General features: G+C 64.0%; 24 protein-coding genes. 18 read left to right on the top strand and 6 right to left on the bottom strand.

Translation table 11 applies throughout. The annotated features are described in order from the left end of the window. The first annotated feature begins 114 nt into the window (after window positions 1-114). The 3 genes from alaS to IT775_RS12020 all read left to right on the top strand — a co-directional run bounded on the left by alaS (window position 115) and on the right by IT775_RS12020 (window position 3,626). The gene (gene alaS / locus IT775_RS12010; protein WP_212701357.1) at window positions 115-2,766 is read left to right on the top strand and encodes an alanine--tRNA ligase; all 2,652 of its coding nucleotides are present in this window, start codon (window positions 115-117) and stop codon (window positions 2,764-2,766) included. Window positions 2,767-2,858: 92 nt separating this feature from the next. Beyond that, window positions 2,859-3,146 carry a DUF1330 domain-containing protein gene (locus tag IT775_RS12015; protein ID WP_212701358.1) on the top strand — a complete coding sequence of 96 codons (288 nt, stop codon included), beginning with the start codon at window positions 2,859-2,861 and terminating at the stop codon, window positions 3,144-3,146. A gap of 213 nt (window positions 3,147-3,359) precedes the next feature. Further along, a complete protein-coding gene (locus IT775_RS12020; RefSeq protein ID WP_212701359.1) occupies window positions 3,360-3,626 on the top strand; it encodes a hypothetical protein in 267 nt (88 codons plus the stop codon). Between the two features lie 66 nt (window positions 3,627-3,692). Here IT775_RS12020 and IT775_RS12025 read toward each other — a convergent pair whose 3' ends face one another. The 4 genes from IT775_RS12025 to ssb all read right to left on the bottom strand — a co-directional run bounded on the left by IT775_RS12025 (window position 3,693) and on the right by ssb (window position 7,623). Beyond that, on the bottom strand, window positions 3,693-4,274 hold the full coding sequence (locus IT775_RS12025) for a VOC family protein (RefSeq protein ID WP_212701360.1): 582 nt from the start codon (window positions 4,272-4,274) through the stop codon (window positions 3,693-3,695). Window positions 4,275-4,359: 85 nt separating this feature from the next. Next, complete coding sequence (locus IT775_RS12030) at window positions 4,360-5,067, bottom strand: DUF6639 family protein (RefSeq protein WP_343231143.1); 708 nt, start codon at window positions 5,065-5,067, stop codon at window positions 4,360-4,362. A 42-nt stretch (window positions 5,068-5,109) separates the two neighbouring features. Beyond that, window positions 5,110-6,930, bottom strand: coding sequence for a translational GTPase TypA (gene typA / locus IT775_RS12035; protein WP_212701362.1), 1,821 nt, complete (start codon window positions 6,928-6,930; stop codon window positions 5,110-5,112). Between the two features lie 189 nt (window positions 6,931-7,119). Beyond that, entirely contained in the window at window positions 7,120-7,623 is a 504-nt protein-coding gene (gene ssb / locus IT775_RS12040) for a single-stranded DNA-binding protein (protein ID WP_212701363.1), read from the bottom strand. Window positions 7,624-8,201: 578 nt separating this feature from the next. Here ssb and IT775_RS12045 point away from each other — a divergent pair. After that, window positions 8,202-8,786: a lytic transglycosylase domain-containing protein gene (locus IT775_RS12045; RefSeq protein WP_212701364.1), complete on the top strand. Its 585-nt coding sequence runs from the start codon at window positions 8,202-8,204 to the stop codon at window positions 8,784-8,786. A 99-nt stretch (window positions 8,787-8,885) separates the two neighbouring features. Continuing rightward, entirely contained in the window at window positions 8,886-10,028 is a 1,143-nt protein-coding gene (locus IT775_RS12050) for a cytochrome-c peroxidase (protein WP_212701365.1), read from the top strand. Between the two features lie 28 nt (window positions 10,029-10,056). Here the strand turns inward: IT775_RS12050 and IT775_RS12055 are convergent, their stop codons facing one another. Both IT775_RS12055 and miaA read right to left on the bottom strand, forming a co-directional pair. Then, complete coding sequence (locus IT775_RS12055; protein WP_212701366.1) at window positions 10,057-10,881, bottom strand: helix-turn-helix transcriptional regulator; 825 nt, start codon at window positions 10,879-10,881, stop codon at window positions 10,057-10,059. 82 nt (window positions 10,882-10,963) lie between these two features. Continuing rightward, a complete protein-coding gene (gene miaA / locus IT775_RS12060; protein ID WP_212701367.1) occupies window positions 10,964-11,845 on the bottom strand; it encodes a tRNA (adenosine(37)-N6)-dimethylallyltransferase MiaA in 882 nt (293 codons plus the stop codon). A 197-nt stretch (window positions 11,846-12,042) separates the two neighbouring features. Here miaA and pyrH point away from each other — a divergent pair, with 197 nt between their 5' ends. The 13 genes from pyrH to lpxB all read left to right on the top strand — a co-directional run bounded on the left by pyrH (window position 12,043) and on the right by lpxB (window position 24,119). Next, window positions 12,043-12,792: a UMP kinase gene (gene pyrH, locus IT775_RS12065; RefSeq protein WP_212701368.1), complete on the top strand. Its 750-nt coding sequence runs from the start codon at window positions 12,043-12,045 to the stop codon at window positions 12,790-12,792. 74 nt (window positions 12,793-12,866) lie between these two features. After that, complete coding sequence (frr, locus tag IT775_RS12070; protein ID WP_212701369.1) at window positions 12,867-13,430, top strand: ribosome recycling factor; 564 nt, start codon at window positions 12,867-12,869, stop codon at window positions 13,428-13,430. Between the two features lie 13 nt (window positions 13,431-13,443). Further along, a complete protein-coding gene (uppS, locus tag IT775_RS12075; protein WP_212701370.1) occupies window positions 13,444-14,181 on the top strand; it encodes a polyprenyl diphosphate synthase in 738 nt (245 codons plus the stop codon). Then, on the top strand, window positions 14,178-14,966 hold the full coding sequence (locus IT775_RS12080; RefSeq protein ID WP_212701371.1) for a phosphatidate cytidylyltransferase: 789 nt from the start codon (window positions 14,178-14,180) through the stop codon (window positions 14,964-14,966). The genes uppS and IT775_RS12080 overlap by 4 nt, the downstream gene beginning before the upstream one ends. Continuing rightward, window positions 14,963-16,132, top strand: coding sequence for a 1-deoxy-D-xylulose-5-phosphate reductoisomerase (gene dxr / locus IT775_RS12085; RefSeq protein ID WP_212701372.1), 1,170 nt, complete (start codon window positions 14,963-14,965; stop codon window positions 16,130-16,132). Before IT775_RS12080 ends, dxr begins: the two co-directional genes overlap by 4 nt. Before the next feature lie 13 nt (window positions 16,133-16,145). After that, the gene (rseP, locus tag IT775_RS12090) at window positions 16,146-17,501 is read left to right on the top strand and encodes an RIP metalloprotease RseP (protein WP_212701373.1); all 1,356 of its coding nucleotides are present in this window, start codon (window positions 16,146-16,148) and stop codon (window positions 17,499-17,501) included. Window positions 17,502-17,617: 116 nt separating this feature from the next. Then, a complete protein-coding gene (locus IT775_RS21450) occupies window positions 17,618-17,743 on the top strand; it encodes a hypothetical protein (protein WP_281414358.1) in 126 nt (41 codons plus the stop codon). Window positions 17,744-17,920: 177 nt separating this feature from the next. Then, window positions 17,921-20,236, top strand: coding sequence for an outer membrane protein assembly factor BamA (gene bamA, locus IT775_RS12095; protein WP_485129784.1), 2,316 nt, complete (start codon window positions 17,921-17,923; stop codon window positions 20,234-20,236). Continuing rightward, entirely contained in the window at window positions 20,236-20,811 is a 576-nt protein-coding gene (locus IT775_RS12100) for an OmpH/Skp family outer membrane protein (protein ID WP_212701375.1), read from the top strand. The genes bamA and IT775_RS12100 overlap by 1 nt, the downstream gene beginning before the upstream one ends. A gap of 77 nt (window positions 20,812-20,888) precedes the next feature. Further along, window positions 20,889-21,359 (top strand): 3-hydroxyacyl-ACP dehydratase FabZ, encoded by a 471-nt coding sequence (gene fabZ / locus IT775_RS12105; RefSeq protein WP_212701376.1) that lies wholly within the window; start codon window positions 20,889-20,891, stop codon window positions 21,357-21,359. Between the two features lie 4 nt (window positions 21,360-21,363). Continuing rightward, window positions 21,364-22,149, top strand: coding sequence for an acyl-ACP--UDP-N-acetylglucosamine O-acyltransferase (gene lpxA, locus IT775_RS12110; protein ID WP_212701377.1), 786 nt, complete (start codon window positions 21,364-21,366; stop codon window positions 22,147-22,149). A 3-nt stretch (window positions 22,150-22,152) separates the two neighbouring features. After that, window positions 22,153-22,959 carry an LpxI family protein gene (locus tag IT775_RS12115; RefSeq protein WP_212701378.1) on the top strand — a complete coding sequence of 269 codons (807 nt, stop codon included), beginning with the start codon at window positions 22,153-22,155 and terminating at the stop codon, window positions 22,957-22,959. Beyond that, complete coding sequence (lpxB, locus tag IT775_RS12120; protein WP_212701482.1) at window positions 22,959-24,119, top strand: lipid-A-disaccharide synthase; 1,161 nt, start codon at window positions 22,959-22,961, stop codon at window positions 24,117-24,119. The genes IT775_RS12115 and lpxB overlap by 1 nt, the downstream gene beginning before the upstream one ends.

Below are 24,119 nucleotides of genomic sequence, written 5' to 3' on the forward strand. Positions count from 1 at the left end.
GAAAAGAATAGGGCCGGGTGCGATCCGTGCGCCCGGCCCTTTACTTGCTGTGGACATGGGGCCCCGGGGGGGATAAATCAGCCTGAATATTGTCTTGCCCGGGAAGACCAACCGATGCCCAGCCTCAACGACGTTCGTTCGACTTTTCTGAACTATTTCGAAAAACAGGGACACGAAGTCGTGGCCTCCAGCCCGCTGGTGCCGCGCAACGATCCGACCCTGATGTTCGTCAATTCCGGCATGGTTCAGTTCAAGAACCTGTTCACCGGGGTCGAACACCGCGATTACAAACGCGCCACCACCGCGCAGAAATGCGTGCGGGCAGGCGGCAAGCACAATGACCTCGACAATGTCGGCTACACCGCGCGGCATCATACCTTCTTCGAAATGCTGGGGAATTTCAGCTTCGGCGATTATTTCAAGAAGGAAGCGATCCCGTTCGCCTGGGAACTGGTGACCAAGGAATTCGGCATCGACAAGAGCCGGCTTCTGACCACCGTCTATCACACCGATGACGAAGCGTTCGAGATCTGGAAGAAAGTCGGCGTGCCCGAGGACCGGATCATCCGCATCGCCACCTCGGACAATTTCTGGCAGATGGGGCCGACCGGCCCCTGCGGCCCCTGCACCGAAATCTTCTATGACCACGGCGATCACATCTGGGGCGGCCCTCCGGGGTCTCCCGAGGAGGACGGCGACCGCTTCATCGAGATCTGGAACGTCGTGTTCATGCAGAACGAACAGTTCGAAGACGGCACGATGAGCGAACTCGACATGCAGTCGATCGACACCGGCATGGGGCTGGAACGGATCGGCGCGCTGCTGCAGGGCAGCCATGACAACTACGACACCGACCTGTTCAAGTACCTGATCGAGGCCAGCGCCAACGCCACCAATGTCGATCCCTACGGCGACAAGAACGTGCATCACCGGGTGATCGCGGATCACCTGCGCTCTACCTCGTTCCTGATCGCGGATGGCGTGATGCCGTCGAATGACGGGCGCGGCTACGTGTTGCGGCGGATCATGCGCCGGGCGATGCGTCATGCGCACCTGCTGGGCGCCAAGGACCCGGTCATGCACCGGCTGGTGCCGGCGCTGGTGACGCAGATGGGCGAAGCCTACCCGGAACTGCGCCGCGCGCAGGCTCTGATCGAGGAAACGCTGCAACTGGAGGAAACCCGGTTCAAGCAGACGCTGGATCGCGGTCTGAAGCTGCTGGACGACGAAGTGGCGGGGCTTTCCGAGGGCGACGCGCTGCCCGGCGAGGCGGCGTTCAAGCTCTACGACACCTACGGTTTCCCGCTCGACCTGACGCAGGATGCGCTGCGCGAAAAGGGGCTGAGCGTCGATACCGACGGATTCGATACCGCGATGGAGGAACAGAAGGCCAAGGCGCGCGCCGCCTGGGCCGGGTCGGGCGAAGCGGCCGACGCAACCATCTGGTTCGACATCGCCGAAGACAAGGGCGTGACCGAATTCCTGGGCTACGACACCGAAACCGCCGAGGGCCAGGTTGTCGCGATCGTCAAGGGCGGCGCGCTGGCCGACAAGGCCGCGAAGGACGATCAGGTGCAGATCGCGGTCAACCAGACGCCGTTCTATGGCGAAAGCGGCGGCCAGGTCGGCGACACCGGCACGTTGAAAACCGAAACCGGCGCGGCGAAGATCACCGACACCAAGAAGGCCGCCGGCGTCTTCATCCATTTCGCCGAAGTGACCGAGGGCGAAATCGCAACCGGTAGCGGCGCCGTTCTGGAGGTCGATCATGCCCGCCGCAGCGCGATCCGCGCCAACCATTCGGCCACCCACCTGCTGCACGAAGCCCTGCGCGAATGCTTGGGTGATCATGTGGCGCAGCGCGGGTCGCTCAACGCGCCGGACCGTCTGCGCTTCGACTTCAGCCATGCCAAGGCGCTGTCGGATGCCGAGCTGAGCAAGGTGACGGCGGACGTCAACGCCTTCATTCGGCAGAACACGCCGGTGGAGACCCGGATCATGACCCCGGACGATGCCCGCGCCATCGGCGCGCAGGCGCTGTTCGGCGAAAAATACGGCGACGAGGTGCGGGTCGTGTCGATGGGTCGGGCCGATACCGGCAAGGGTCAGGGCGGCGACACCTATTCGATCGAACTCTGCGGCGGCACCCATGTGAAACAGACCGGCGATATCGGCATCTGCGTGATCCTGGGCGACAGCGCGTCCAGCGCCGGGGTGCGCCGGATCGAGGCGCTGACCGGGCAGGCGGCGCTGGATTACCTGCACGACCAGGCCGAAACGCTGGGCGCGGTGTCGGCGGCGCTGAAGGCGCAGCCGGCCGAGGTCGCCGACCGGGTCGAGGCGCTGCTGGCCGAACGCAAGGCGCTGGCCAACGAGGTGGCGCAGCTGCGCCGCGAACTCGCCATGGCCGGCGGCGCCGGGCAGGGCGCGGGCCCCGAGGCTCGGGACGTGAACGGCGTGAAATTCCTCGCCCAGGTTCTGACCGGCGTGTCGGGCAAGGACCTGCCGGCGCTGATCGACGAACATAAAGCGCGCCTTGGTTCCGGCGCGGTGCTGCTCATTGCCGATACCGGCGACAAGGTGGCGGTGGCCGCCGGCGTGACCAAGGACCTGACCGACAAGGTGTCGGCGGTCGATCTGGTGCGCGCGGCGGTGCCGGAACTGGGCGGCAAGGGCGGCGGCGGCCGTCCCGACATGGCGCAGGGTGGCGGCAAGGATGCCGCAAAAGCCGAGGCAGCGATCAAGGCGGCCGAAGCGACCCTGTGATTTCGACCGGATGGTCAAATTTTGATCGACGTCATTGCCGAAATGCGTATGCTTTGCGGCAATGACCGATCTGACCCAAGGGAGAATATGACATGGGCGCACTCTGGATTGCACATGTGACCGTCACCGACGACGAGGCTTACGGCAAATACGCCGAACTGGCCGGCCCCGCCATCGCCAAGCATGGCGGCGAATTCATCGCCCGCGGCGGCCGTTTCGTGCAGCTCGAAGGCAAGGAACGCCCGCGCAACGTGGTGGCGCGTTTCCCTGACGTGGACAGCGCCGTCGCCTGCTATCACAGCCCCGAATACCAGGAAGCGCTGAGCCACGCGCGCGGCGCGTCCGAACGCGAACTGATGGTGGTCGAAACCTCCGAGTAAACATAGGTGGGGCTGGTCCCCACCTATGCAGCGCCTGTTATGAGAAATCATGCTCAAGCATTTGTTTTCAAAATGCTTGTTGGTACCTCTTAGGCGTGTTGTCGCGCCTTGGCTCTTCTGCTAAACACGTATAAGATGTTTCGATCGTGCGTCATGCTTGTATAGGTGTTGGCAGCATCGGAATGGCGCGTCATGTGGAAAGGGAAGAGGGACATGAGCAGAGTAATCATCGCGTTGGCGGTTCTGGGAACTTTGTCGGCCTGTGGTGGCTCGACGGATGGGACCTACGTCGAGGGCAGCGAGGCGATCGTAAACCGCAAGGGAAATATGGTAACGGGCAAGGCCGGACCAGCTTGGACGGACGCGGAGATTGCCAGTAATGCCTATGGTGCGATCTGTGGTCCGGGCCAAACGGTGAGCAACCTTCAGATCACCCGCACGGAGGACGGGTCCGCCAAGTTTTCGGCAACCTGCCAGTGAGATGAGGCAATCGGGCAGGCACCGCCTGCCCGTGGCCCAGACATAAAGGAGGCTATGCCCCCTTTTTTAATAGGGATTCTTCGGCCCCCGGTCCGCCGACAGCGTCGCCTGCCGCCGCTCGACCAGCAATTCGATTGCATCGGCGAGGTGCTCCTCTGCGATGTTGTAATCGCCGCGCTCCACTCGAATCCGGTGCGCCTCGATCATCACGTCTGCATGGGAGCAGCCGAAGGGCGGTTCGAACCGGTATGAGGCCAGTTCGATCAGGAACCCCATCGGGTCGGTGAAATAGATCGAATCCATGAATCCCCGGTCCTTCGCCCCCGAATGGCCGATGCCGCGTTCGTCCAGCCGCGCGACTGCCTGCGAAAACGTCGCCTTGCTGACATTGATCGCCAGGTGATGCACGCAGCCCGGATCGGTCGGCGTACGCTTGGGATCGGGTTTGCGGGTTTCGTTGGTGAAAACGGTGATCAGCCGGCCGTCGCCGGGATCGAAATACAGGTGCCCCTCGTCGGGGTTGTCCAGATTGGGCTGTTCGAAGACGAAGGGCATGCCCAAGAGCCCTTCCCAGAAATCGATCGAGGTCTGCCGGTCGGCGCCGGTCAGCGTGATGTGGTGAATGCCCTGGGCCTGCAGCTTGCGCATGGTGTCTCCTTCCTGTTCCGGGGGCACAGGGTAGCGTGGCGGTGGCGAATGGCAAAGGCTTCCCGTTCACGTATGCGTGGGCGCCTCAGTATGTCCAGCTCTGGAAGCTCGCTTCGCCGTCGAGGATACGCTTGAAATGGGCGCATCCGTTTGCGGGGGCGGAAAAATGCGCCCAGGCATGTGCGGCGAACAGCGACGGGGCCGTGTTCATGAAGAACAGATTGATCCGCGAGGTGTCCTGCGGGTCGGCCACTTCGATCCGGTCGAGGAATAACATGCGCGTTTCCGGCGCCAGGCTTTGAAGCTGCATCGCGTAGGCCATGTATTCTTGATTTATTTCGTTCACGCGGTCCGGGTGGGACTGGTGGACAAGCAGGTGGGTCAGTTCGTGGGCGATAAGACTTTCGAACATTTCCGCGGTGGGAATCCTGGTGAAAACGTCGCCGTCCCTGCCATTCCTGGGGAGGAAATCCGGGGCGGTCAGTTCGATCTCTTGTGTCGTGCAATCGGCGAAGGCGACGCAGTCGGTCCCCAATGGGTGCTGGACCTTTTCGACCACCGAAATCAGCACCGGTTCCCTCTGGGGCAGGTGACAGGCGGCCAGCATTTTGAGGGCTTTTTCGGAACCGGCGCAGACCAGTGCAACGGTTTCCCTATCAGGGGCCACGACCCGGATGTCGGGATTGGGGCAGGCAACGGGTTCCGAAAGGGCGGCGGCAGGAAAAAACAGGGCCGTGCAAAGGGCACTGCGCGCGATGGAAGGCAGAAATTCGGAAAACGAAAACCTGGTCATGCCGGGGCAGTATACCCGGCATGACCGATTTTACCTAGCGCGTTACGCGTTGGCCTTGGCCATCCGCTTGCGTTCATGCGGATCGAGATAGCGCTTGCGCAGGCGGATCGCGTTCGGCGTCACCTCGACCAGTTCGTCGTCGTTGATATAGGCGATCGCCTCTTCCAGCGACAGGGTGATGGGCGTGGTCAGGCGGACCGCTTCGTCGGTTCCCGAGGCCCGTACGTTGGTCAGCTTCTTGCCCTTCAGCGGGTTCACTTCCAGGTCGTTTTCGCGGCTGTGTTCGCCGATGATCATGCCCTGGTAGACCTTGGCCTGCGCCCCGATGAACATCTTGCCACGTTCTTCGAGGTTCCACAGCGCATAGGCCACCGCCTCGCCGTCTTCCATCGAGATCAGAACGCCGGCGCGGCGGCCCGGGATGGCGCCCTTGAACGGGGTCCAGCCGTGGAACACGCGGTTCAGAACGCCGGTGCCGCGGGTGTCGGTCAGGAATTCGCCGTGATAGCCGATCAGCCCGCGCGACGGCACATGGGCGATGATCCGAGTCTTGCCGGCGCCGGCCTGGCGCATTTCGACCAGTTCGCCCTTGCGCGTGCCGGTGATCTTCTCGATCACCGCGCCCGAGTATTCGTCATCGACGTCGATGGTGACTTCCTCGACCGGTTCCATCCGCTGGCCGTCTTCTTCGCGCATGATCACCTGCGGGCGCGAAATCGACAGTTCGAACCCTTCGCGGCGCATGTTTTCGATCAGGACGCCCATCTGCAATTCGCCGCGGCCCGAGACCTCGAAGGCTTCGCCGCCCGGGGTGTCGGCGATTTTGATCGCGACGTTGGATTCGGCTTCCTTCATCAGGCGTTCGCGGATGACGCGGCTTTGCACCTTCTTGCCGTCACGGCCCGCCAGCGGGCTGTCGTTGATGCCGAAGGTGACGGTGATGGTGGGCGGGTCGATCGGTTGCGCGTCAAGCGGTTCATCGACCGCCAGCGCGCAGATCGTGTCGGCCACGGTGGCCTTGGCCATGCCCGCGATGGACACGATGTCGCCCGCGACCGCTTCGTCGATGTCCTGCATCTGCAGGCCGCGGAAGGCCTGGATCTTGGTGACGCGGAACTGTTCGATCTTCTGGCCGATGCGCGACAGCGCCTGCACGGTGGCGCCGACCTTGATCTTGCCGGTTTCGACCCGGCCGGTCAGGATGCGGCCGACGAACGGGTCGGAGCCCAGCGTGGTGGCCAGCATGCGGAAATCTTCGTCCTGGTGGGCGATCTGCTTCGGCGCCGGCACGTGGTTGACGATCAGGTTGAACAGCGCGTGCAGGTCCTTGCGCGGTCCGTCCAGTTCCGGATCGGCCCAGCCGTTACGGCCCGAGGCGTAGAGATGCGGGAAGTCGAGCTGATCCTCGTCGGCGCCGAGGCTGGCGAAGAGGTCGAAACATTCGTCCAGCGCACGGTCGGGTTCGGCGTCGGGCTTGTCGACCTTGTTCAGCACCACGATCGGGCGCAGGCCCAGGGCCAGCGCCTTGGAGGTCACGAACTTGGTCTGCGGCATCGGGCCTTCGGCGGCGTCGACCAGCAGCACCACACCGTCGACCATCGACAGGATGCGTTCCACCTCGCCGCCGAAATCGGCGTGGCCGGGGGTGTCGACGATGTTGATGCGGGTGTCTTTCCATTCGACCGAGGTCGGCTTGGCGAAGATGGTGATGCCGCGTTCGCGTTCGAGGTCATTGCTGTCCATCGCGCGTTCGGCGACGGCCTGGTTTTCACGGAAAGCCCCCGATTGCTTCAACAGCTCGTCCACGAGGGTGGTTTTGCCGTGGTCAACGTGGGCGATGATGGCGATGTTGCGCAGATCCATGGGAAGTCCTTGGGTTGTTCGCGGCCCGGCTATACCGGATCGGGACAAAAGGCCAGAGATAAAGGGGCTGTTGCGTCACTTGCACCGCCGCTTTGCCCGGATTGGCCGCGAATGGGGCGTGTTCGGGGCCTTGAGAACGAAAAAGCCGCCCGGAGGGGGCGGCTTTCAATTCCGGGCCTGTGGGCCGGATCAGAACGGGATTTCGTCGTCCAGATCGCGCGACGGTGCACCGCCGCCCTGGCCGCCACCCTGCGGGCCGCCATAGCCGCCCTGATCGCCGCCGCCGTAGCCGCCGCCATAACCACCCTGGTCGCCGCCGCCGTAACCACCGCCGCCTTCGCCGCGGCCGTCCAGCATCACCAGCGTGCCGTCAAAGCCCTGCAGCACCACCTCGGTCGAATAGCGGTCCTGACCGGACTGGTCCTGCCACTTGCGGGTTTGCAGTTTGCCTTCGATATAGACCTTGGAACCCTTGCGAAGATACTGTTCGCAGACGCGCACCAGCCCTTCCTGGAAGATCGCCACCGAATGCCATTCGGTGCGTTCGCGCCGTTCACCGGTAGCGCGGTCTTTCCAGGTTTCCGAGGTCGCGATCCGCAGATTGCACACTTTGCCGCCATTCTGGAAGGTGCGCACTTCGGGGTCGCGGCCCAGATTGCCCACCAGAATTACCTTGTTAATCGATCCGGCCATTTTCATCTCCCCGTCGAGTCGTTTGGACATGCTTACACCACGACCTGAAGGAAAGGTAAAGTTTAACCAAAACCCGATGCAAGCACGGGTGAGACGCAGGCACAATGGCGCGTTGGAACGGGGATTTGTCCCGCGATCCGGCCTTTTCCGGCGCCGTTCCCGCCGATTTTCCACCCGTTCCGGACACCGATGGTTTGCGACCTTCGGCTGTCGAACGGGACGAGGACCAGCAGAATTTTTTCGTCGACCGGCGGATATTTACCACCGCGCTTCAAGTTGTCGCAGCGATCTTGGAAAGCCGCTGCCCGGTCCGGTTTTTGCGGCGGCACGGCGCGGGGAAGGGTCAAGGCGCATCCGAACGCGATCTGTCACAAGGTCTGTCACAAGGGGGGCGGCGGGTGGGGTGAATGGGGGTGCGGTGAATGGCCGGCCTGCCCGGCGAAGACCTGATGCCGACGCCCCGGCCGGGCGAGCGAACAGAGCGGTCCGCCGCCTAATCCGGTGGCCAAGGCTGGCAATGACGGTCACATTGCGTATAGTTCCGCTGGGACATTGGGACAGAGATGTGAGTGACTGCTATGCGGACGGGTTTGGCATTGGGTCTGATGCTGGCGCTGATTGGCGGCAATGCCGTTCAGGCCGACGTGTTGTCTTCGAAATCGCGGGTGAAGCTGTTCAAGTCGCAGACGCGGGTGTTGGACCAGCGCGCGGCGAGCCAGTACAGTTCCTCGGTGCGGCTGAAACCGGCAACGGTGCATACGCCGACGAAATGGGGCACGACGGGTTTCAAGGGCAAGTATAGCGGGCCTTACCTCGATATGGCGCGCACCGCCGCGACGCGCCACGGGGTGCCCGAGGACCTGTTTCTGCGGCTGGTGCAGCAGGAATCGGGTTTCAACGCACGGGCCAAGTCGCCCAAGGGCGCGTTGGGGCTGGCGCAGCTGATGCCGCAAACCGCGCGCAAGCTCGGCGTCGATCCGCATGACCCTTACGAAAACCTTGATGGCGGGGCGCGCTACCTGGCGCAGCAATATCGCCGCTTCGGATCCTGGCGGCTGGCGCTGGCGGCCTATAATGCCGGGCCGGAGGCAGTGGAAAAGCATGGCGGCGTGCCGCCTTATCGGGAAACCCGGAATTACGTGAAGGTGATCTGGGGCAGCTGATTCTTTTTCTGATAGATTTTGTCGGGAACTTGTTCTAAGTCAGATCCCGCCGCCGGGGCCTTGGCTGTGGCGGGGTGTGTCTGCAGGAAAGGACAAGTTGTGTCGGGATTTCGGAAACTGGTGGTCGCAACCGCGATTCTGGCAGCGACCGGGAATGGTGCTGCGTGGGCGGAGGATCCGGCTTTCGCCAGCAAGGCGGCCCTCGGCGAGGCGTTGTTTTTCGACATGGACCTGTCGAAGACCCGCAGCCAGGCCTGCGCCAGCTGCCACCAGCCGGAATACGGATTTGCTGACAATCGCGGCGCTGTGTCTGTTGGCGACGATGGCGTGTCGCTGGGCGACCGCAATGCGCCGACGGCAGGCTATGCGGCGTTTTCGCCGCGATTTCACCGGCGCGGGGATGGCGCGTGGGTTGGTGGTCAGTTCCTCGACGGGCGCGCGGCGGACCTGGCCGAACAGGCCGGCGGGCCGCCGTTGAACCCGGTCGAAATGGGCATGCCGGACAAGGCCAGCGTGGTGGCGCGGTTGCGCGAAAACGACGACTACGTCGCTTCCATGCAGGCGCTTTACGGCGACGATATCTTCGGCGATGCCGATCACGCCTATGGCGCGATGACCGATGCGATCGCCGCGTTCGAGACGACCGACTATTTCGCGCCCTTCGATTCCAAATACGACCGTTATCTGCGCGGCGAGGCGGAGCTGACGCCGCAGGAAGACCTTGGCCGGCTGCTGTTCTTTTCCGAGCAGTTCACCAATTGCAACCAGTGCCACCAGCTGCTGACCAGCCCGGTGTCGCCCGTCGAGACCTTCAGCAACTACGAATATCACAATATCGGCGTGCCGGTGAACGCCGAGGTGCGCGAAGCAAACGGGCTGGGGCCGGGTCACGTTGACCGGGGGCTGCTGGAAAACCCGGGCGTTGATGATCCGGCGCAGGCGGGCAAGTTCAAGGTGCCGACCCTGCGCAATGTCGCGGTGACCGCTCCTTACATGCATAACGGCGTGTTCGAAGACCTGCGCACGGTGATCCTGTTCTACAACAAGTACAATTCCAAGTCGGCCAAGCGGCAGATCAATCCCGAAACCGGGCAACAATGGGCGGCGCCGGAAGTGGCCGAAAACCTGTCGTTGGAACAGCTGACCCACGGCCCGGCGCTGGAGGACGAGCGGATCGATGCGCTGGTGGCGTTCCTGAAGACGCTGACCGATGCGCGTTACGAGGATCTGCAGGAAGAGTAGGGGGCCTGGCCCGGCTTCGTTCAGGTGCTCAGCGCGCCGCCATGCCGCGGGCGCGGGCGGCGCGGCGCAGGTCGCTGGGCGACTGGCCAGTCTGGTTCTGCACGAAGCGGGAAAAATAGGCGGCGCTGCCGAAGCCCAGCTGCCCGGCGATGTCCTGCAGCGGGGTGGCGGTGGTTTCGATCAGGTCGCGGGCGCCGTAAAGACTGTACTGGGCCAGCAGGTCGCCGGCGGTCACGCCGCCGCATTCCTTGCAGCTGCGGGTTAGGTGGGTCGGCGTGACCCCCAGCATGCGGGCGTAATCGGTCAGCGCCAACCCCTCGCCGTGATGTTTGCCGACCAGGGCGCAGAACGCGTTGACAAGCCGTTGCGCGCCCGAGGGTTTTTCCCCGTCCGGCTGTTCGGCGATGCGCCGCCGCAGGCTGACCGACAGCAGCGTGACATGGGCGCGGCAGGCATCCATGCGGAAGGGCTGATCCGAGCGCGCCTCTTTCTGGACCGCGTCCAGCGCGGCGGTGATTTCGGCCTGCGCCTGCACCTCGCGCAGTTGCAGCAGCCGGGGCCGGTCGGGCCACTGTGCCTCCTCCGCCAGGTCTGGGCTGAGCGACAGGACGAGCCCGCCACCGGTGCGTCCCAGATCGAGCGAGAACAGCGTGCCGGCGGGCACAACCATGGCGCAATGCGCGCCGATGCCCCGGCGGCAGCCGTTCAGCGACGCCACCGCCTGGCCCTTGGTGGTCCAGATCAACAGGTCGTCGGGCAGGTCATGCGGCAGCGACAGGCGCCACGGCGCGCCACGGGTGAACTGTGCCGTGGTTTCTAGTGAAATACGGGCGTCTTGTCTGTCCTGTCGCATCGGCATGTCCGAGTGGTCTGGGCCGGTTTATGGGGCGACACTTTGTCAGATTGAGAAAATATGTAAAGAGTTTCCGTCCGGATCAACTCTGCTTGGGGTTGAATTTTTTCCAGTCCCGCATTTTCGAACGGAACCAGGTACGTTGCCGTTTGGCGAATTGGCGGGTGGCGATGGTGGCCGCTTCGCGGGCCTCCTCCAGCGTCAGTTCGCCTTGCAGATGTGCGATCAGTTCGGGCGCGCCGATCGCCTTGGACGACAGCCGGGAGGGATCCCAGCCGGGCAGGTTGGCGCGGGCTTCGTCCAGCGCGCCTTGTTCCAGCATCAGGTCGAACCGCCGCGCGATGCGGGCGTTCAGCCATTCCTTGTCGACGTCGAACAGGATCGGCACGGTGTCGTCGAGCGGCAGCAGGGGCGGCGGCGTGTCGTCCTGCCACGCGGCGATGCCACGGCCGGTATTGCGCAGCACTTCCCAGGCGCGCTGCACCCGTATCGGATTGAGCGGATCGATCCGGGCGCGGCTTTCGTCATCCAGTTCGGCCAGCAGCGCTTCGCGGCCATCCCCGGCCATGCGGGCATCGGCCTCGGCCCGGATATCGGGCGGGGTGGCGGGGATGTCGGCTAACCCTTCGGTCAGCGCCGTGAAGTAAAGCCCGGTGCCGCCCGTGATGATCGGGCGCAGGCCGCTTTCCAGAAGCGGCGCGATCTCGCGCAGCCAGTGACCGACGGAATAATCCGCGCTGCCGGGAATATGGCCGTAAAGAAGGTGTTGCACCTCGGCCTCTTCCGCCTCGCTGGGCCGGGCGGTCAGCACACGCCAGTTGGCATAGACTTGGATCGCGTCTGCATTGATCACCACGCCGCCCTGCGCGCGCGCGATCTCCAGCGCCAGGGCGGATTTGCCCGAGGCGGTGGGCCCGGCGATCAGCACGGGACGGTCGGCAGGGATATCGGTCAGGTCGAACATGGGGGTCAGATAATGGTTCGGGCGGCGCGGGGGAAGGCGGGACAGGGAAATTTCGCAAGCGGGGCGGTTAACCCGGCGCGGCACAAGAGCAGGCGGTTTCGGCGTTAATCGACCATCGGTGCCGATCTTTGATTGAACCCGGCGGCGATTTCCGACATTTTGCGGCCAATTCCCAGACCTGCCAGATGGAGCATGTAATGGCCGCTGATGCCGAAACCCCCTCGACCCCGCTATCCGACGCCAAGTTCAAACGGGTGATGCTGAAAATATCGGGCGAGGCGTTGATGGGCCCGCAGGGATTCGGGCTGCACCCGCCGACGGTCGAACGGGTCGCCCGCGAGGTCAAATCGGTCCATGACATGGGCGTCGAGATCTGCATGGTGATCGGCGGCGGCAACATCTTCCGCGGATTGCAGGGATCGGCGCAGGGGATGGAGCGGACCACCGCTGATTACATGGGGATGCTGGCCACGGTGATGAACGCGCTGGCGATGCAGGCGGCGCTGGAATCGCTGGGCGTGTTCACCCGGGTGATCAGCGCCATCCCGATGGACCAGGTCTGCGAACCCTATATCCGCCGCCGCGCGGTGCGCCACCTGGAAAAGAAACGGGTCTGCATTTTCGCCGCCGGCACCGGCAACCCCTATTTCACCACCGATACCGCCGCGACGCTGCGCGCCAACGAAATGGCCTGCGAAGCGATCTTCAAGGGCACCAAGGTGGACGGCGTGTACGACAAGGACCCGGTGAAGTTCGACGACGCCAAGCGGTATGACAAGGTCACCTATGACGAGGTGCTGGCCCAGCACCTAGGAGTGATGGACGCCTCGGCGATCGCGCTGGCGCGCGACAACAACCTGCCGATCATCGTGTTCAGCCTCGATGAACCGGGCGGGTTCCGCGGTATTCTGGACGGGCAAGGCACCTATACAACGGTTCACGGTTGAGGCTAACCTGTCGTTGAGCAGGAAGGACCGGCCAAGTGCGGTCCCAGACGGGCCGACAAGCAAGGAAGAACAAGATGTCTGAAGATTTCATGATTGATACCGACGATCTGCAGCGCCGCATGGAAGGCGCGATGGCGGCACTGAAAACCGAATTCGCCTCGCTGCGGACCGGGCGCGCCTCGGCCTCGATGCTGGAGCCGGTGATGGTCGAGGCCTATGGCCAGAAGACGCCGATCAACCAGGTCGGCACCATCAACGTGCCCGAACCGCGCATGGTGACGGTCAATGTCTGGGACAAATCGATGGTCGGCGCGGTGGAAAAGGCGATCATGAACAGCGGGCTGGGCATCAATCCCCAGACCAACGGCACCATCGTGATGCTGCCGATCCCCGAACTGAACGAGGAACGCCGGCGCGAACTGGGCCGGGTGGCGGCGCAATATGCCGAAAGCGCCCGGGTGGCGATCCGCAACGTGCGCCGCGACGGCATGGATCAGGTCAAGAAGGCCAAGGCCGACGGCATGTCCGAGGACGACCAGAAATTCTGGGAAACCGAGGTGCAGGACCTGACCAACAAGTATATCGGCAATGTCGACAAGGCGCTTGAGAACAAGCAAGCCGAGATCATGCAGGTTTGAGCCGGTTATCCTGATGCCCAAGGATCCCGCCCTCGCTACCGGCACTGGGACCGGCCCGCACCACGTGGCCATCATCATGGATGGCAATGGCCGCTGGGCCCAGGCACGGGGGCGTCCGCGCCTGTTCGGGCACCATGCCGGTGCCCGCCGGGTGCGTGAGATCGTCGAGGCTTGTCCTGATCTCGGGGTCAAGTACATCACCATCTTCGCCTTTTCGACCGAGAACTGGAAACGCACCCAAGTCGAGGTCGCCGGGCTGATGAGCCTGTTCCGCCGCTACATCACCAAGGAAGCCAAGGCGCTGCACGACGAAGGCGTGCGGGTGCGATTCATCGGCGACCGGGTGCGGCTGGACAAGAAGCTGATCGCCCTGATGGACGAATTGGAACAGCTGACCGCCGAGAACGACAAGGTGCACCTGACCATCGCCCTGAACTACGGCGGCCGGGACGAGGTGGCGCGCGCCACCAAGCGGCTGGCGCAGGACGTGGCGGCGGGCAGGCTAGACCCCGAACAGGTGGACGAGGAAACCTTGCCGAAATACCTCGATACCTGCGTGCTGCCCGATCCCGACCTGGTGATCCGCACCAGCGGCGAGGCGCGGATTTCCAATTTCCTGCTGTGGCAGTCGGCCTATGCCGAATATGAATTCATCGACACGCTGTGGCCCGATTTCAGCCGTGAAATCTTTGCCGAGCTGGTGCAGAATTACGGAGCGCGGGACCGCAGGTTCGGCGCGGTCAAGGCATGAGCGGGTCTTCGAAATGGCAGGACCTGGCGCCGCGCGTCGGATCGGCGCTGGTGCTGGTCGCGGTGGGCGGCTGGGCGGCCTGGATGGGCGGTACGGTTTTCCTGGTGCTGATCGCGGCGCTCACCGGGGTGATGATCTGGGAACTGATGCGGATGCTGGCGCCGGAAAACGGCGCAGCGCGGGTCTGGATGGGGCTGCTTTGCGCCGCGGTGATGGCGGCGACGGCCTATCTGCCGGCGCAGGCGCTGCTGCCGGCGCTGCTGGCGCCGGTTCTGGTCGGCATATCCTCGGTCAGGAACCATCGCGGCATCTGGTTGGGCTATGCGTCGCTGGTGATGCTGGGCGCGTTCGGTGCGCTAAGCCTGCGCGCGACCGGGATTACCTGGGTGATCTGGCTGGTGGCAGTGGTCGCGGCCAGTGATATCGCCGGCTATTTCGCCGGGCGGCTGCTGGGCGGGCCGAAATTCTGGCCCCGCGTCAGCCCGAAAAAGACCTGGTCGGGCACCGTGGCGGGATGGATCGCCGCGGGTCTTGTCGGGTTTTTGTTCATGGCGAACGGGTCTGCCGGGATCGGCATCGTCGTGATCAGCGTGATCATGGCCTTTGCCGGACAACTGGGCGATGTCGCCGAAAGCGCGGTGAAACGCAGGGTGGGGGTCAAGGATGCCTCCAACCTGATCCCCGGTCACGGCGGGTTCCTTGACCGGTTCGACGCTATGCTTGGGGCTTTGCTGCTGGTGTTGATCGTGCAGGCGCTGACCGATTTCTTGCCGGTGGCCGGATGAGACGGGTTTCGATTTTCGGCGCCACCGGATCGATCGGCCAGAACACGATCGACCTGATTGCCCGCGACCCGGACGCATATGACGTGGTCGCCCTGTCGGGCGGGCGCAATATCGTGCAGCTGGCCCGCGACGCGCAGGACCTGCGCGCCGAGGTGGCGGTGACGGCGTATCCTGAAATGTTGCCCGACCTGCGCGAGGCGCTGGCCGGATCGGGGATCGAGGCGGCGGCGGGGCAGGGCGCCCTGCTGGAGGCCGCCGACAGGCCCGCCGACTGGGTGATGTCGGCGATCGTTGGCGTGGCTGGGCTGGCGCCGGGGCTGACCGCGCTGGAACGGGGGGCGACGTTGGCGCTGGCCAACAAGGAATCTCTGGTCGCCGCCGGGCCGCTGCTGATGGACACCGCGCGCCGGAACGATGCCCGGGTGCTGCCGGTGGACAGTGAACATTCGGCCATTTTCCAGGGGCTGGTGGGCGAAGACATCGACGCGGTGGAACGCATCATCATCACCGCCAGCGGCGGCGCCTTCCGCGATTGGTCGATGGAAAAGCTGGCCACCGCGACACTGGCCGAGGCGTCGAGCCATCCCAACTGGGACATGGGGCAACGGATCACCATCGACAGCGCCTCGATGTTCAACAAGGCGCTGGAAGTGATCGAGGTGAAGGAATATTTCGGCGTTCGCCCGGATCAGATCGAGGTGTTGGTGCATCCCGAATCCCTGGTCCATGCGCTGGTGGGGTTCAACGACGGCGCCCTGATGGCGCATCTGGGCGCGCCCGACATGCGTCACGCGATCGGCTATGCGCTGCATTGGCCTGAGCGGCGCGAACTGCCGGTGGAGCGGCTGGACCTGGCCAAGATCGGCCAACTGAATTTCCGCGCCCCCGATCCGGCGCGCTACCCGGCGCTGCGCCTGGCCTACGAGGTGATGGAAACGGGCGGGCTGTCCGGAGCGGCGTTCAACGCCGCCAAGGAACGCGCTTTGGACTATTTTATCGCAGGGCGCATCGGTTTTCTGGACATGGCACGAATTGTGGAAGAAGTTCTGGAGGATATTTCGAAGGAGGCGGGGGCGTTCGGGGCTGCTGTCACACTTGATAATGTTGCGCGGATTGACCAAATGGCCCGTCAGGGGGTCGATCGGCGAACGGGTTTGAAACGGTAGAAGAGGCAAGAGTTTGGACTTCATTTCGCAGATACCCGCCTTTGGCGGCATGCTTTCGACCCTGTTTGCCTTTGTCGTCGCCCTGTCGGTGATCGTGGCGGTGCATGAATACGGTCATTACATCGTCGGCCGTTGGTCGGGCATCTATGCGGAAGTGTTTTCGCTGGGCTTCGGGCCGGTGCTGTTTTCACGTGTCGACAAGCACGGCACGCGCTGGCAACTGGCCGCCTTGCCGTTCGGAGGCTACGTCAAGTTCCTGGGCGACAGCAATGCCGCGTCGGTCGGAAGCGATGACGAGACGCTGAGGCAAGTCAGCCCCGAAGACCTGCGCCACACCATGCTGGGCGCGCCGCTTTGGGCGCGTACCGCGACGGTGGCGGCGGGGCCGGTGTTCAACTTCATCCTGTCGATCGCGCTGTTCACCGTTCTGGGGTTCAGCAACGGCGTGGTCAAGGAACCGCTGACCGTGGGCGATCTGCGCCCGATGCCGCAGGCCGTGGCGCTTCAGCCGGGTGACGAGATCGTGTCGATCGCAGGGCGGGACGTGCCGTCGTTCAGCGATCCGTCCTTCGGCGATTTCCTAGATACCCTGCCGCTTCAACCGGAACTGGATTACGTGGTGCGCCGCGATGGCGCCACGGTGGAACTGTCCGCGCCCTATCCGATGCCCGCCGCGATCCGGCAACTGGCGCCGCGCTCGGCCGCCTATGATATCGACCTCAAGGTCGGGGATGTGATCACCGGCGTCGACGGTCAGCCGATTTTTGCCTTTTCACAGCTCAAGGACGCGGTCGAGGCCGCGAACGGCAAGCCGCTGACCCTGTCGGTCTGGCGCGGGGGCGAAACAGCGGGCGCACCGCTTGAATTCGTGCTGGCGCCGCGCCGGGTCGACGAACCGAAAGCCGGCGGCGGGTTCGAAACCAACTGGCGCATCGGCATCGTCGGGGCGCTGCTGCTGGACCCGGCCACCGAATCCCCGGGGCTTGGCACCGCGCTTGCCAACGGGGTCGGCCTGACCTGGGACATCATGGTCAGTTCGCTGTCGGGTCTCTATCACATGGTGATCGGCACCATCAGCACCTGCAACATGTCCGGCCCCCTTGGCATCGCCGAAGTGTCCGGCGCCATGGCCAGCCAGGGCACGCAGAGCTTCGTCTATTTCATCGGGCTTTTGTCGACCGCGGTGGGGTTGCTGAACCTGTTCCCGATCCCGGTTCTCGATGGCGGCCACCTGGTGTTCTACGGCTATGAGGCGGTCAGCGGCCGGCCCCCCAGCGAACGGGCGATGAACATCCTGATGCGGATCGGGTTGACGGTGATCCTGGGCATGATGCTGTTCGCGCTGTTCAACGATATCTTCTGCCCCTGAGGGGGTCGAAACGAAGCGTTTTCATAGCTTTGGCGCGACTCCGCCCAATTGCTGCCGTATTTGCCCGCTAGCCAGATCATGCGGGCAGAGGCCTGCAACTGGAACGGATGAGAGCCATGCAGACACTTGAAAACGGATATCGTGGACTGAGCCTTCTTCTGCTGCTGAACTGGGACCGCATTCTGGTTCTGCTGGCGATTGCGATCGCCCTGGGGCTGAATGCCTTTCTGACCGGTATCTGACAAATCGCAGCGAATTTCGTGTCAACACCCGCCGTGACCGCGCGCGGGTGTTTCTTGCTTTTGACAACTGCCGGTAATCCCGATACTCAGACGGGTAACGGGATGTATGACTGGGTTGATTGAATGACCGATTTTATTGGGGGTCGGCGCGGTTTCCGTGCCTTGACTGCGAACCGCATGCGCCACATGAGTACGGCGGTTTTCCTTTCTGTTTCAACGGCTTTGGTCGTTCTTCCCGCCGCCGCATCGGCGCAGGACTACACCTTCGGGTCGGTCTTGATCGAAGGCAATCAGCGCATCGAGGCGGGCACCATCCTGACCTATGCGGGAATCGAGCGCGGCAAGACCATTTCGGCGGGCGAACTGAACGCCGCCTACAAGCGGATCCTGGACAGCGGGCTGTTCGAGACGGTCGAGATCACGCCGCGCGGCGGCACTCTGGTGATCGAGGTCAAGGAATACCCCACCATCAACGTGATCAGCATCGAGGGCAACCGGCGCCTAAAGGACGAGGACCTGCAACCGCTGCTGCAGTCGAAATCGCGGCTGGTGTTCAACCCCAAGGTCGCCGAACGCGATGCGGCTCTCATCGCCGAGGCCTATACCCAGCAGGGCCGGCTGGCCACGGCGGTGTCGCCCAAGATCATCCGCCGTTCGGACAACCGTGTCGACCTGATCTTCGAAGTGTTCGAAGGCGGCGTCACCGAGATCCAGCGGATCGGATTCGTCGGCAACCAGGCCTATTCCGACGGCCGTCTGCGCCGGGTGCTGCAGACCAAGCAGGCCGGCATTCTGCACGCGCTGATCAAGCGCGACACCTTCGTCGAGGACCGGATTGCCTTCGACAAGCAGGTGCTGCGCGACTTCTACCTGTCGCGCGGCTATGTCGATTTCCGCACCACCGGGGTGAATGCGGAACTGACCCGCGAACGTGACGGTTACTTCCTCACCTTCAACATCGAGGAAGGCCAGCAATTCCGCGTTGGCAAAATCACCACCACCAGCGACCTGTCGGATGTGGACACGGACGAATTCCAGGACGTTCTGAAAATGCGGTCCGGCATGATCTATTCGCCGACCGTGGTGGAAAATTCCATCGCGCGGATGGAACGGCTGGCCAACAAGAAGGGTCTGAACTTCGTGCGGGTCGAGCCGCGGATCACCCGCAACGACCGCGACCTGACGCTGGACGTGGATTTCGTGCTGTCGCGCGGTCCGCGCGTTTTCGTCGAGCGGATCGATATCGAAGGCAACACCACCACGATGGACCGGGTGATCCGCCAGCAGTTCAAGATCGTCGAGGGCGATCCGTTCAACCCGCGTGAAATCCGCGCCAGCGCCGAACGCATTCGCGCGCTTGGCTTCTTTTCCAAGGCCGATGTCAACGCACGCGAAGGATCCAGCCCGGACAAGGTGATCGTCGACGTGAACGTGGAAGAACAGCCCACTGGGTCGCTGTCCTTCGGCGGCACCTATTCGACCAATTCGGGCTTTGGCCTTCTGGTCACGATGAAGGAAGAAAACTTTCTTGGTCGCGGTCAGCGGCTGAACCTGTCGCTGTCGGGAGCCGAGGACAACCAGGTCTACGCGTTGGGGTTCTCCGAACCGGCGCTGCTGGGGCGCGATCTGAGGTTCGACCTGGATATCGGGTACCGCGAGACCCAGACCGCGTATTCGAATTACGACACCACCTCGATCCAGTTCCGCCCCGGCATCAGCTTCCCGGTCAGCGAAAACGGCCGCATGAAGCTCTATTACAACGCCGAAGCGATCGAGATGATCGATGACGGATCGGCCATCTATGGCGGCATCGTCGGGAGCGAAATCGCGGCCGGTGATGTCTGGTCCAGCGGTCTTGGCTATACCTACAGCTTCGACACCCGCCGCACCGGATTGAATCCCAACGCCGGCGTCCTGTTCGAGTTCGGACAGGAATTTTCCGGCCTTGGCGGCGACGTGACCTTTTCCAAGACCACCGCCAAGGCGTTGGCGCAGACCAAGGTTCTGAACGAAGAGGTGACGCTGCGCGCCTCGCTCGAAGGCGGGCTGCTGGATTACACCTCCGGTGCCAGCCGCTCGGTGGACCGCTACCAGATCGGCAGCGGCTTGATGCGCGGCTTTACGCCGGACGGGATCGGGCCGCGGGAAATCGTCTATGACGGCAGCGGCAACGAGGTGTCGAACGATGCGCTTGGCGGCGACATGTTCGCGGTCGCCCGGTTCGAAGCGGAATTCCCGCTTGGCCTGCCCGAGGAATACGGCATTCGCGGCGGCCTGTTCTACGATGTCGGGTCAGTCTGGGGGCTGGACGATAGCAGCGCGGCCACCGGCACGGTGTTCTACGAGGACTTCACGCTGCGCCACGTCGTTGGCATGTCGGTCTTCTGGAAAACGCCGGTGGGGCCGCTCCGGTTCAACTGGTCCAAGGCTCTCAGGAAAGAGGACGAGGACGTTGAGCAGACCTTCAACCTGACGGTTTCGACCGAATTCTGATGCGCGTTGGGTGGCGCAACCGGTTGGCGGCGATCTGCCTGGCGCTTGTGGCCGCGGGCGGGCCCGCGACGGTTGCGGCGCAGGAAAGCGGCGTGGTGCGCAGCCCGGTCCTGACGATCGATTCCGAACGGCTTTACGCCGATTCCCTGTTCGGCAAGCGGGTACAGAATGAATTCGAGGCCGCCGTGGCGGTGCTGGAAGCCGAAAACCGCAAAATCGAGGGGCAGCTGATCGAGGAAGAGAAGCAGCTGACCGAGAAGCGCCCCGGCATGGCGCCGGAGGAGTTTCGCGTGCTGGCCGATGCATTCGACGCCAAGGTTCAGCGCATCCGCAACGAACGCGCCGCCAAGTTGCGCGCGTTGGCGCAGAGCCGGGAAAACGCGCAGCGGCTGTTCCTGCAATCGATTTCCCCGGTGTTGGAAAGCATCATGACCGAAGCCGGCGCGGCGGTGATCGTGGAAAGCCGCAGCGTGTTCCTCAGTGCCCGCATCATCGACGTGACATCGGACGCGGTGGCGCGGATCGACGCCCGGATCGGCGATGGCAGCGACCTTCAACAGCCGGAACAACAGTAGTCACACGCTTGCCCAATCCCCGGCTTGTTGTTAGGGAATTCGGCAAAAGCGACGCGTTTGCCAGAAAGGATAAAACAATGACCGAGCAGCTTCTGACCGCGGATATCGCCCTGATCCAGCGGATCATCCCGCATCGCTATCCTTTCCTGCTGGTCGACAAGGTGGTCGATATCGACGGATACCAGTCGGGCCGCGGCATCAAGAACGTGACCATGAACGAACCGCATTTCCAGGGCCATTTCCCCGGTAAGCCGATCATGCCCGGCGTCACCATCGTCGAGGCGATGGCGCAGACCGCCGCGGTGATGGTGGGCACCGCGCTGGACATGGCTGACAAGAACATGCTGGTTTACTTCATGGCCATCGACAAGGCCAAGTTCCGCCGCATGGTGGTCCCGGGCGACGTTCTGGAAATGAACGTGACCACGACGCGCGGCAAGCCGGGCGGCAAGGTGTGGAAATTCGCAGGCGTGGCCACGGTCGAGGGCGAAATGGCCTGCGAATGCGAATTCACCGCGATGATGGACCTGAGCGCAGGGCAGGAATAACCGCATGGCTGCGCAGATACATCCTTCGGCGATCGTCGAGCCGGGCGCCGTGATCGGCGAGGGCTGCGAGATCGGGCCGTTCTGCATCGTCGGGCCCGACGTGGTTCTGGAAGACAGGGTCGTGCTGAAAAGCCACGTCGTGGTCACCGGGCAGACCCGGATCGGCGAAGACACGGTGATTTTCCCCTTCGCCTCTATCGGTGAAATCCCGCAGGACCTGAAGTTCAAGGGCGAAAACACCCGGCTGGAGATCGGCAAGCGAAACCGCATCCGCGAACATGTGACCATGAACAGCGGTACCGAGGGCGGTGGCGGGCTGACCCGCGTCGGCGATGACGGGCTGTTCATGGCCGGGTGCCACATCGCCCATGACGTGATCGTCGGCGACCGGGTGATCGTGGTCAACCAATCGGCCGTCGCGGGCCATTGCCAGATCGGCGACGACGTCATCATCGGCGGGCTGTCGGGTGTGCACCAATGGGTGCGGATTGGGCAGGGCGCGATCATCGGCGCGGTCACCATGGTGACGGCCGACGTGATTCCCTTCGGGCTGGTGCAGGCGCCGCGCGGCGAATTGGACGGGCTGAACCTTGTCGGGCTGAAACGGCGCGGCGTGCCGCGCGCGGATATCTCGGCGCTGCGGACCGCGCTGAGGCAACTGGCCGAGGGCGAAGGCGCGTTCCAGGACCGCGCGCGTGCCCTGGGCGACGAGGCGGAAAGCGATTACGTCCGTCAGATCGTCGATTTCATCACCGGGGCGAGCGACCGTTCGTTCCTGACCCCGCGCTGATCCATGCCGGGGCGTCTGGCCATCCTTGCCGGAAACGGCGGCCTGCCGGTGGAAATCGCCGCTGCGCAACCCGACGCGGTGAAGGTGGTGTTCGACGGTGTGCCGCATAAGCTGAGCGGCGATCTGCATTCCCATGCCTTCGAGAAACTGGGCGGCCTGTTCGACGCGCTGAACGAAATGGGCGTCACCCGGGTGGTGATGGCCGGGTCGATGTTGCGCCCGCCGCTCGATGCCTCTGCCTTCGATCCGCTGATGATCTCGCTGGCGCCGCGCCTGCTGTCGGCGATGCATGGCGGCGACGATGCCCTGCTCAGGGTGATCATCGCAATCATCGAGGAGCAGGGATTCGAGGTGGTCGGCGCGCATGAACTGGTCGAGGGCCTGACCGCCGAAGAGGGGCAGTTGGCCGGGCCGGAACCCTCGAACGAACAGCTGGCCGATGCCGATCGGGGCGCCGATATCCTGAACGCGCTGGCGCCGGTGGATGTCGGGCAGGGCTGTGTCGTGGCGGGCGGGCTGTGCCTGGGCGTGGAAACCGTGCAGGGCACCGATTTCATGCTGACCACGGTGGCCGAAACGCCGGAGGCTTTGCGCCGGGGCGCCAAGGGCGTCTTCGTCAAGGCGGCCAAGCGCGGTCAGGACCTGCGCGTCGACATGCCCGCCATCGGCCCCGACACGGTGGCGCGGGCCGAAAAGGCCGGGCTGGCGGGGATCGTTTTGCAGGCCGGACAGGTCCTGATCCTTGAGCGTGCCAAAACGGTCGCGGCGGCGGAAAAGGCCGGCATCTTCATCATGGGCCGGGTGCTGTGATCCGGGTTTTCGTGATCGCGGGCGAGGCGTCGGGCGACAAGCTGGGCGCGGCCCTGATGGCGGGACTGAAGCAGCTGGCGGAGGTCGAGTTTCAGGGCGTCGGCGGGCCGCTGATGCAGGCCGAGGGCCTCGACAGCCTGTTCCCGATGGACGAGCTGTCGGTGATGGGGATCGCCGAGATCCTGCCGAAATACCGCCACCTGATGCGACGGATCAACCAGACGGCCGAGGCGGTGATCGCGGCGCAGCCGGACGTTCTGATCACCATCGACAGCCCCGATTTTTCCCTGCGCGTGGCGCGGCGGGTCAAGGCGGCCTCGGATATCCGCACGGTGCATTACGTTGCCCCCACCGTCTGGGCCTGGCGCGCCGGACGGGCGCAGAAGATGGCCAAGGTGATCGACCACGTGCTGGCGCTGTTCCCGTTTGAGCCGCCCTATATGGAAGCGGCCGGGATGGAATGCGATTTCGTCGGCCACCCGGTGGTGGCCGAACGGGTGGCGAGCGTCGGGGAAGCAGGGGCATTCCGGGCCGAACAGGGGCTTGGCGATGCGCCGGTTCTGCTGGTGCTGCCGGGCAGCCGCAGGGGCGAGGTGTCGCGTCTGGCGCCGGTCTTCGGCGACGTCTTGCGCCGGGTCGTCGCCGAGCGCCCTGATATACGGCCGGTGATCCCGACCACCGGCAACGTGACCGATCTGGTGCGCTCGGCGGTGGCCGACTGGCCGGTCGTGCCACTGGTGCTGGACCCGCGCGGTACCGATCCGGTAGAGTACAAGCGACAGAAGGCGGCGGCTTTCGCGGCGGCCGACGCGGCGCTGGCGGCGTCGGGCACGGTGTCGCTGGAACTGGCGGCGGCCGACACGCCGATGGTGATCGCCTATGACATGAACTGGATCAGCCGGCAGATCATCGGGCGGATGCTGAAGGTCGATACGGTGACGCTGGTCAATCTGGTCAGCGATACCCGCACGGTACCGGAATTCATCGGGAAAGATTGCCAGCCGGGCCCGATCGCCGAGGCGGTTTTACAGGTGCTGGACGATCCCGGCGATCAGCGCGCCGCGATGCAGACCACGATGGAGCGGCTGGGCAAGGGCGGCGAGGCACCCGGATTGAGGGCCGCCAAAGCGGTCCTCAAAGGATTGCAGGCTGGGGCTTGA

Origin of the sequence: Thalassovita aquimarina (assembly GCF_018219815.1) — a bacterium.
Classification (GTDB): Bacteria; Pseudomonadota; Alphaproteobacteria; order Rhodobacterales; family Rhodobacteraceae; genus Thalassobius; species Thalassobius aquimarinus.

Coding starts and splice junctions, on each gene's coding strand:
- lpxA (WP_212701377.1), top strand. CDS start 21,364: ATGGCTGCGCAGATACATCCTTCGGCGATCGTCGAGCCGGGCGCCGTG.
- IT775_RS12045 (WP_212701364.1), top strand. CDS start 8,202: ATGCGGACGGGTTTGGCATTGGGTCTGATGCTGGCGCTGATTGGCGGC.
- IT775_RS12015 (WP_212701358.1), top strand. CDS start 2,859: ATGGGCGCACTCTGGATTGCACATGTGACCGTCACCGACGACGAGGCT.
- uppS (WP_212701370.1), top strand. CDS start 13,444: ATGCCCAAGGATCCCGCCCTCGCTACCGGCACTGGGACCGGCCCGCAC.
- IT775_RS12030 (WP_343231143.1), bottom strand. CDS start 5,067: ATGACCAGGTTTTCGTTTTCCGAATTTCTGCCTTCCATCGCGCGCAGT.
- IT775_RS12025 (WP_212701360.1), bottom strand. CDS start 4,274: ATGCGCAAGCTGCAGGCCCAGGGCATTCACCACATCACGCTGACCGGC.
- IT775_RS12115 (WP_212701378.1), top strand. CDS start 22,153: ATGCCGGGGCGTCTGGCCATCCTTGCCGGAAACGGCGGCCTGCCGGTG.
- IT775_RS12055 (WP_212701366.1), bottom strand. CDS start 10,881: ATGCGACAGGACAGACAAGACGCCCGTATTTCACTAGAAACCACGGCA.
- typA (WP_212701362.1), bottom strand. CDS start 6,930: ATGGATCTGCGCAACATCGCCATCATCGCCCACGTTGACCACGGCAAA.
- IT775_RS12020 (WP_212701359.1), top strand. CDS start 3,360: ATGAGCAGAGTAATCATCGCGTTGGCGGTTCTGGGAACTTTGTCGGCC.
- alaS (WP_212701357.1), top strand. CDS start 115: ATGCCCAGCCTCAACGACGTTCGTTCGACTTTTCTGAACTATTTCGAA.
- miaA (WP_212701367.1), bottom strand. CDS start 11,845: ATGTTCGACCTGACCGATATCCCTGCCGACCGTCCCGTGCTGATCGCC.
- IT775_RS21450 (WP_281414358.1), top strand. CDS start 17,618: ATGCAGACACTTGAAAACGGATATCGTGGACTGAGCCTTCTTCTGCTG.
- IT775_RS12080 (WP_212701371.1), top strand. CDS start 14,178: ATGAGCGGGTCTTCGAAATGGCAGGACCTGGCGCCGCGCGTCGGATCG.
- fabZ (WP_212701376.1), top strand. CDS start 20,889: ATGACCGAGCAGCTTCTGACCGCGGATATCGCCCTGATCCAGCGGATC.
- frr (WP_212701369.1), top strand. CDS start 12,867: ATGTCTGAAGATTTCATGATTGATACCGACGATCTGCAGCGCCGCATG.
- bamA (WP_485129784.1), top strand. CDS start 17,921: ATGCGCCACATGAGTACGGCGGTTTTCCTTTCTGTTTCAACGGCTTTG.
- dxr (WP_212701372.1), top strand. CDS start 14,963: ATGAGACGGGTTTCGATTTTCGGCGCCACCGGATCGATCGGCCAGAAC.
- IT775_RS12100 (WP_212701375.1), top strand. CDS start 20,236: ATGCGCGTTGGGTGGCGCAACCGGTTGGCGGCGATCTGCCTGGCGCTT.
- pyrH (WP_212701368.1), top strand. CDS start 12,043: ATGGCCGCTGATGCCGAAACCCCCTCGACCCCGCTATCCGACGCCAAG.
- ssb (WP_212701363.1), bottom strand. CDS start 7,623: ATGGCCGGATCGATTAACAAGGTAATTCTGGTGGGCAATCTGGGCCGC.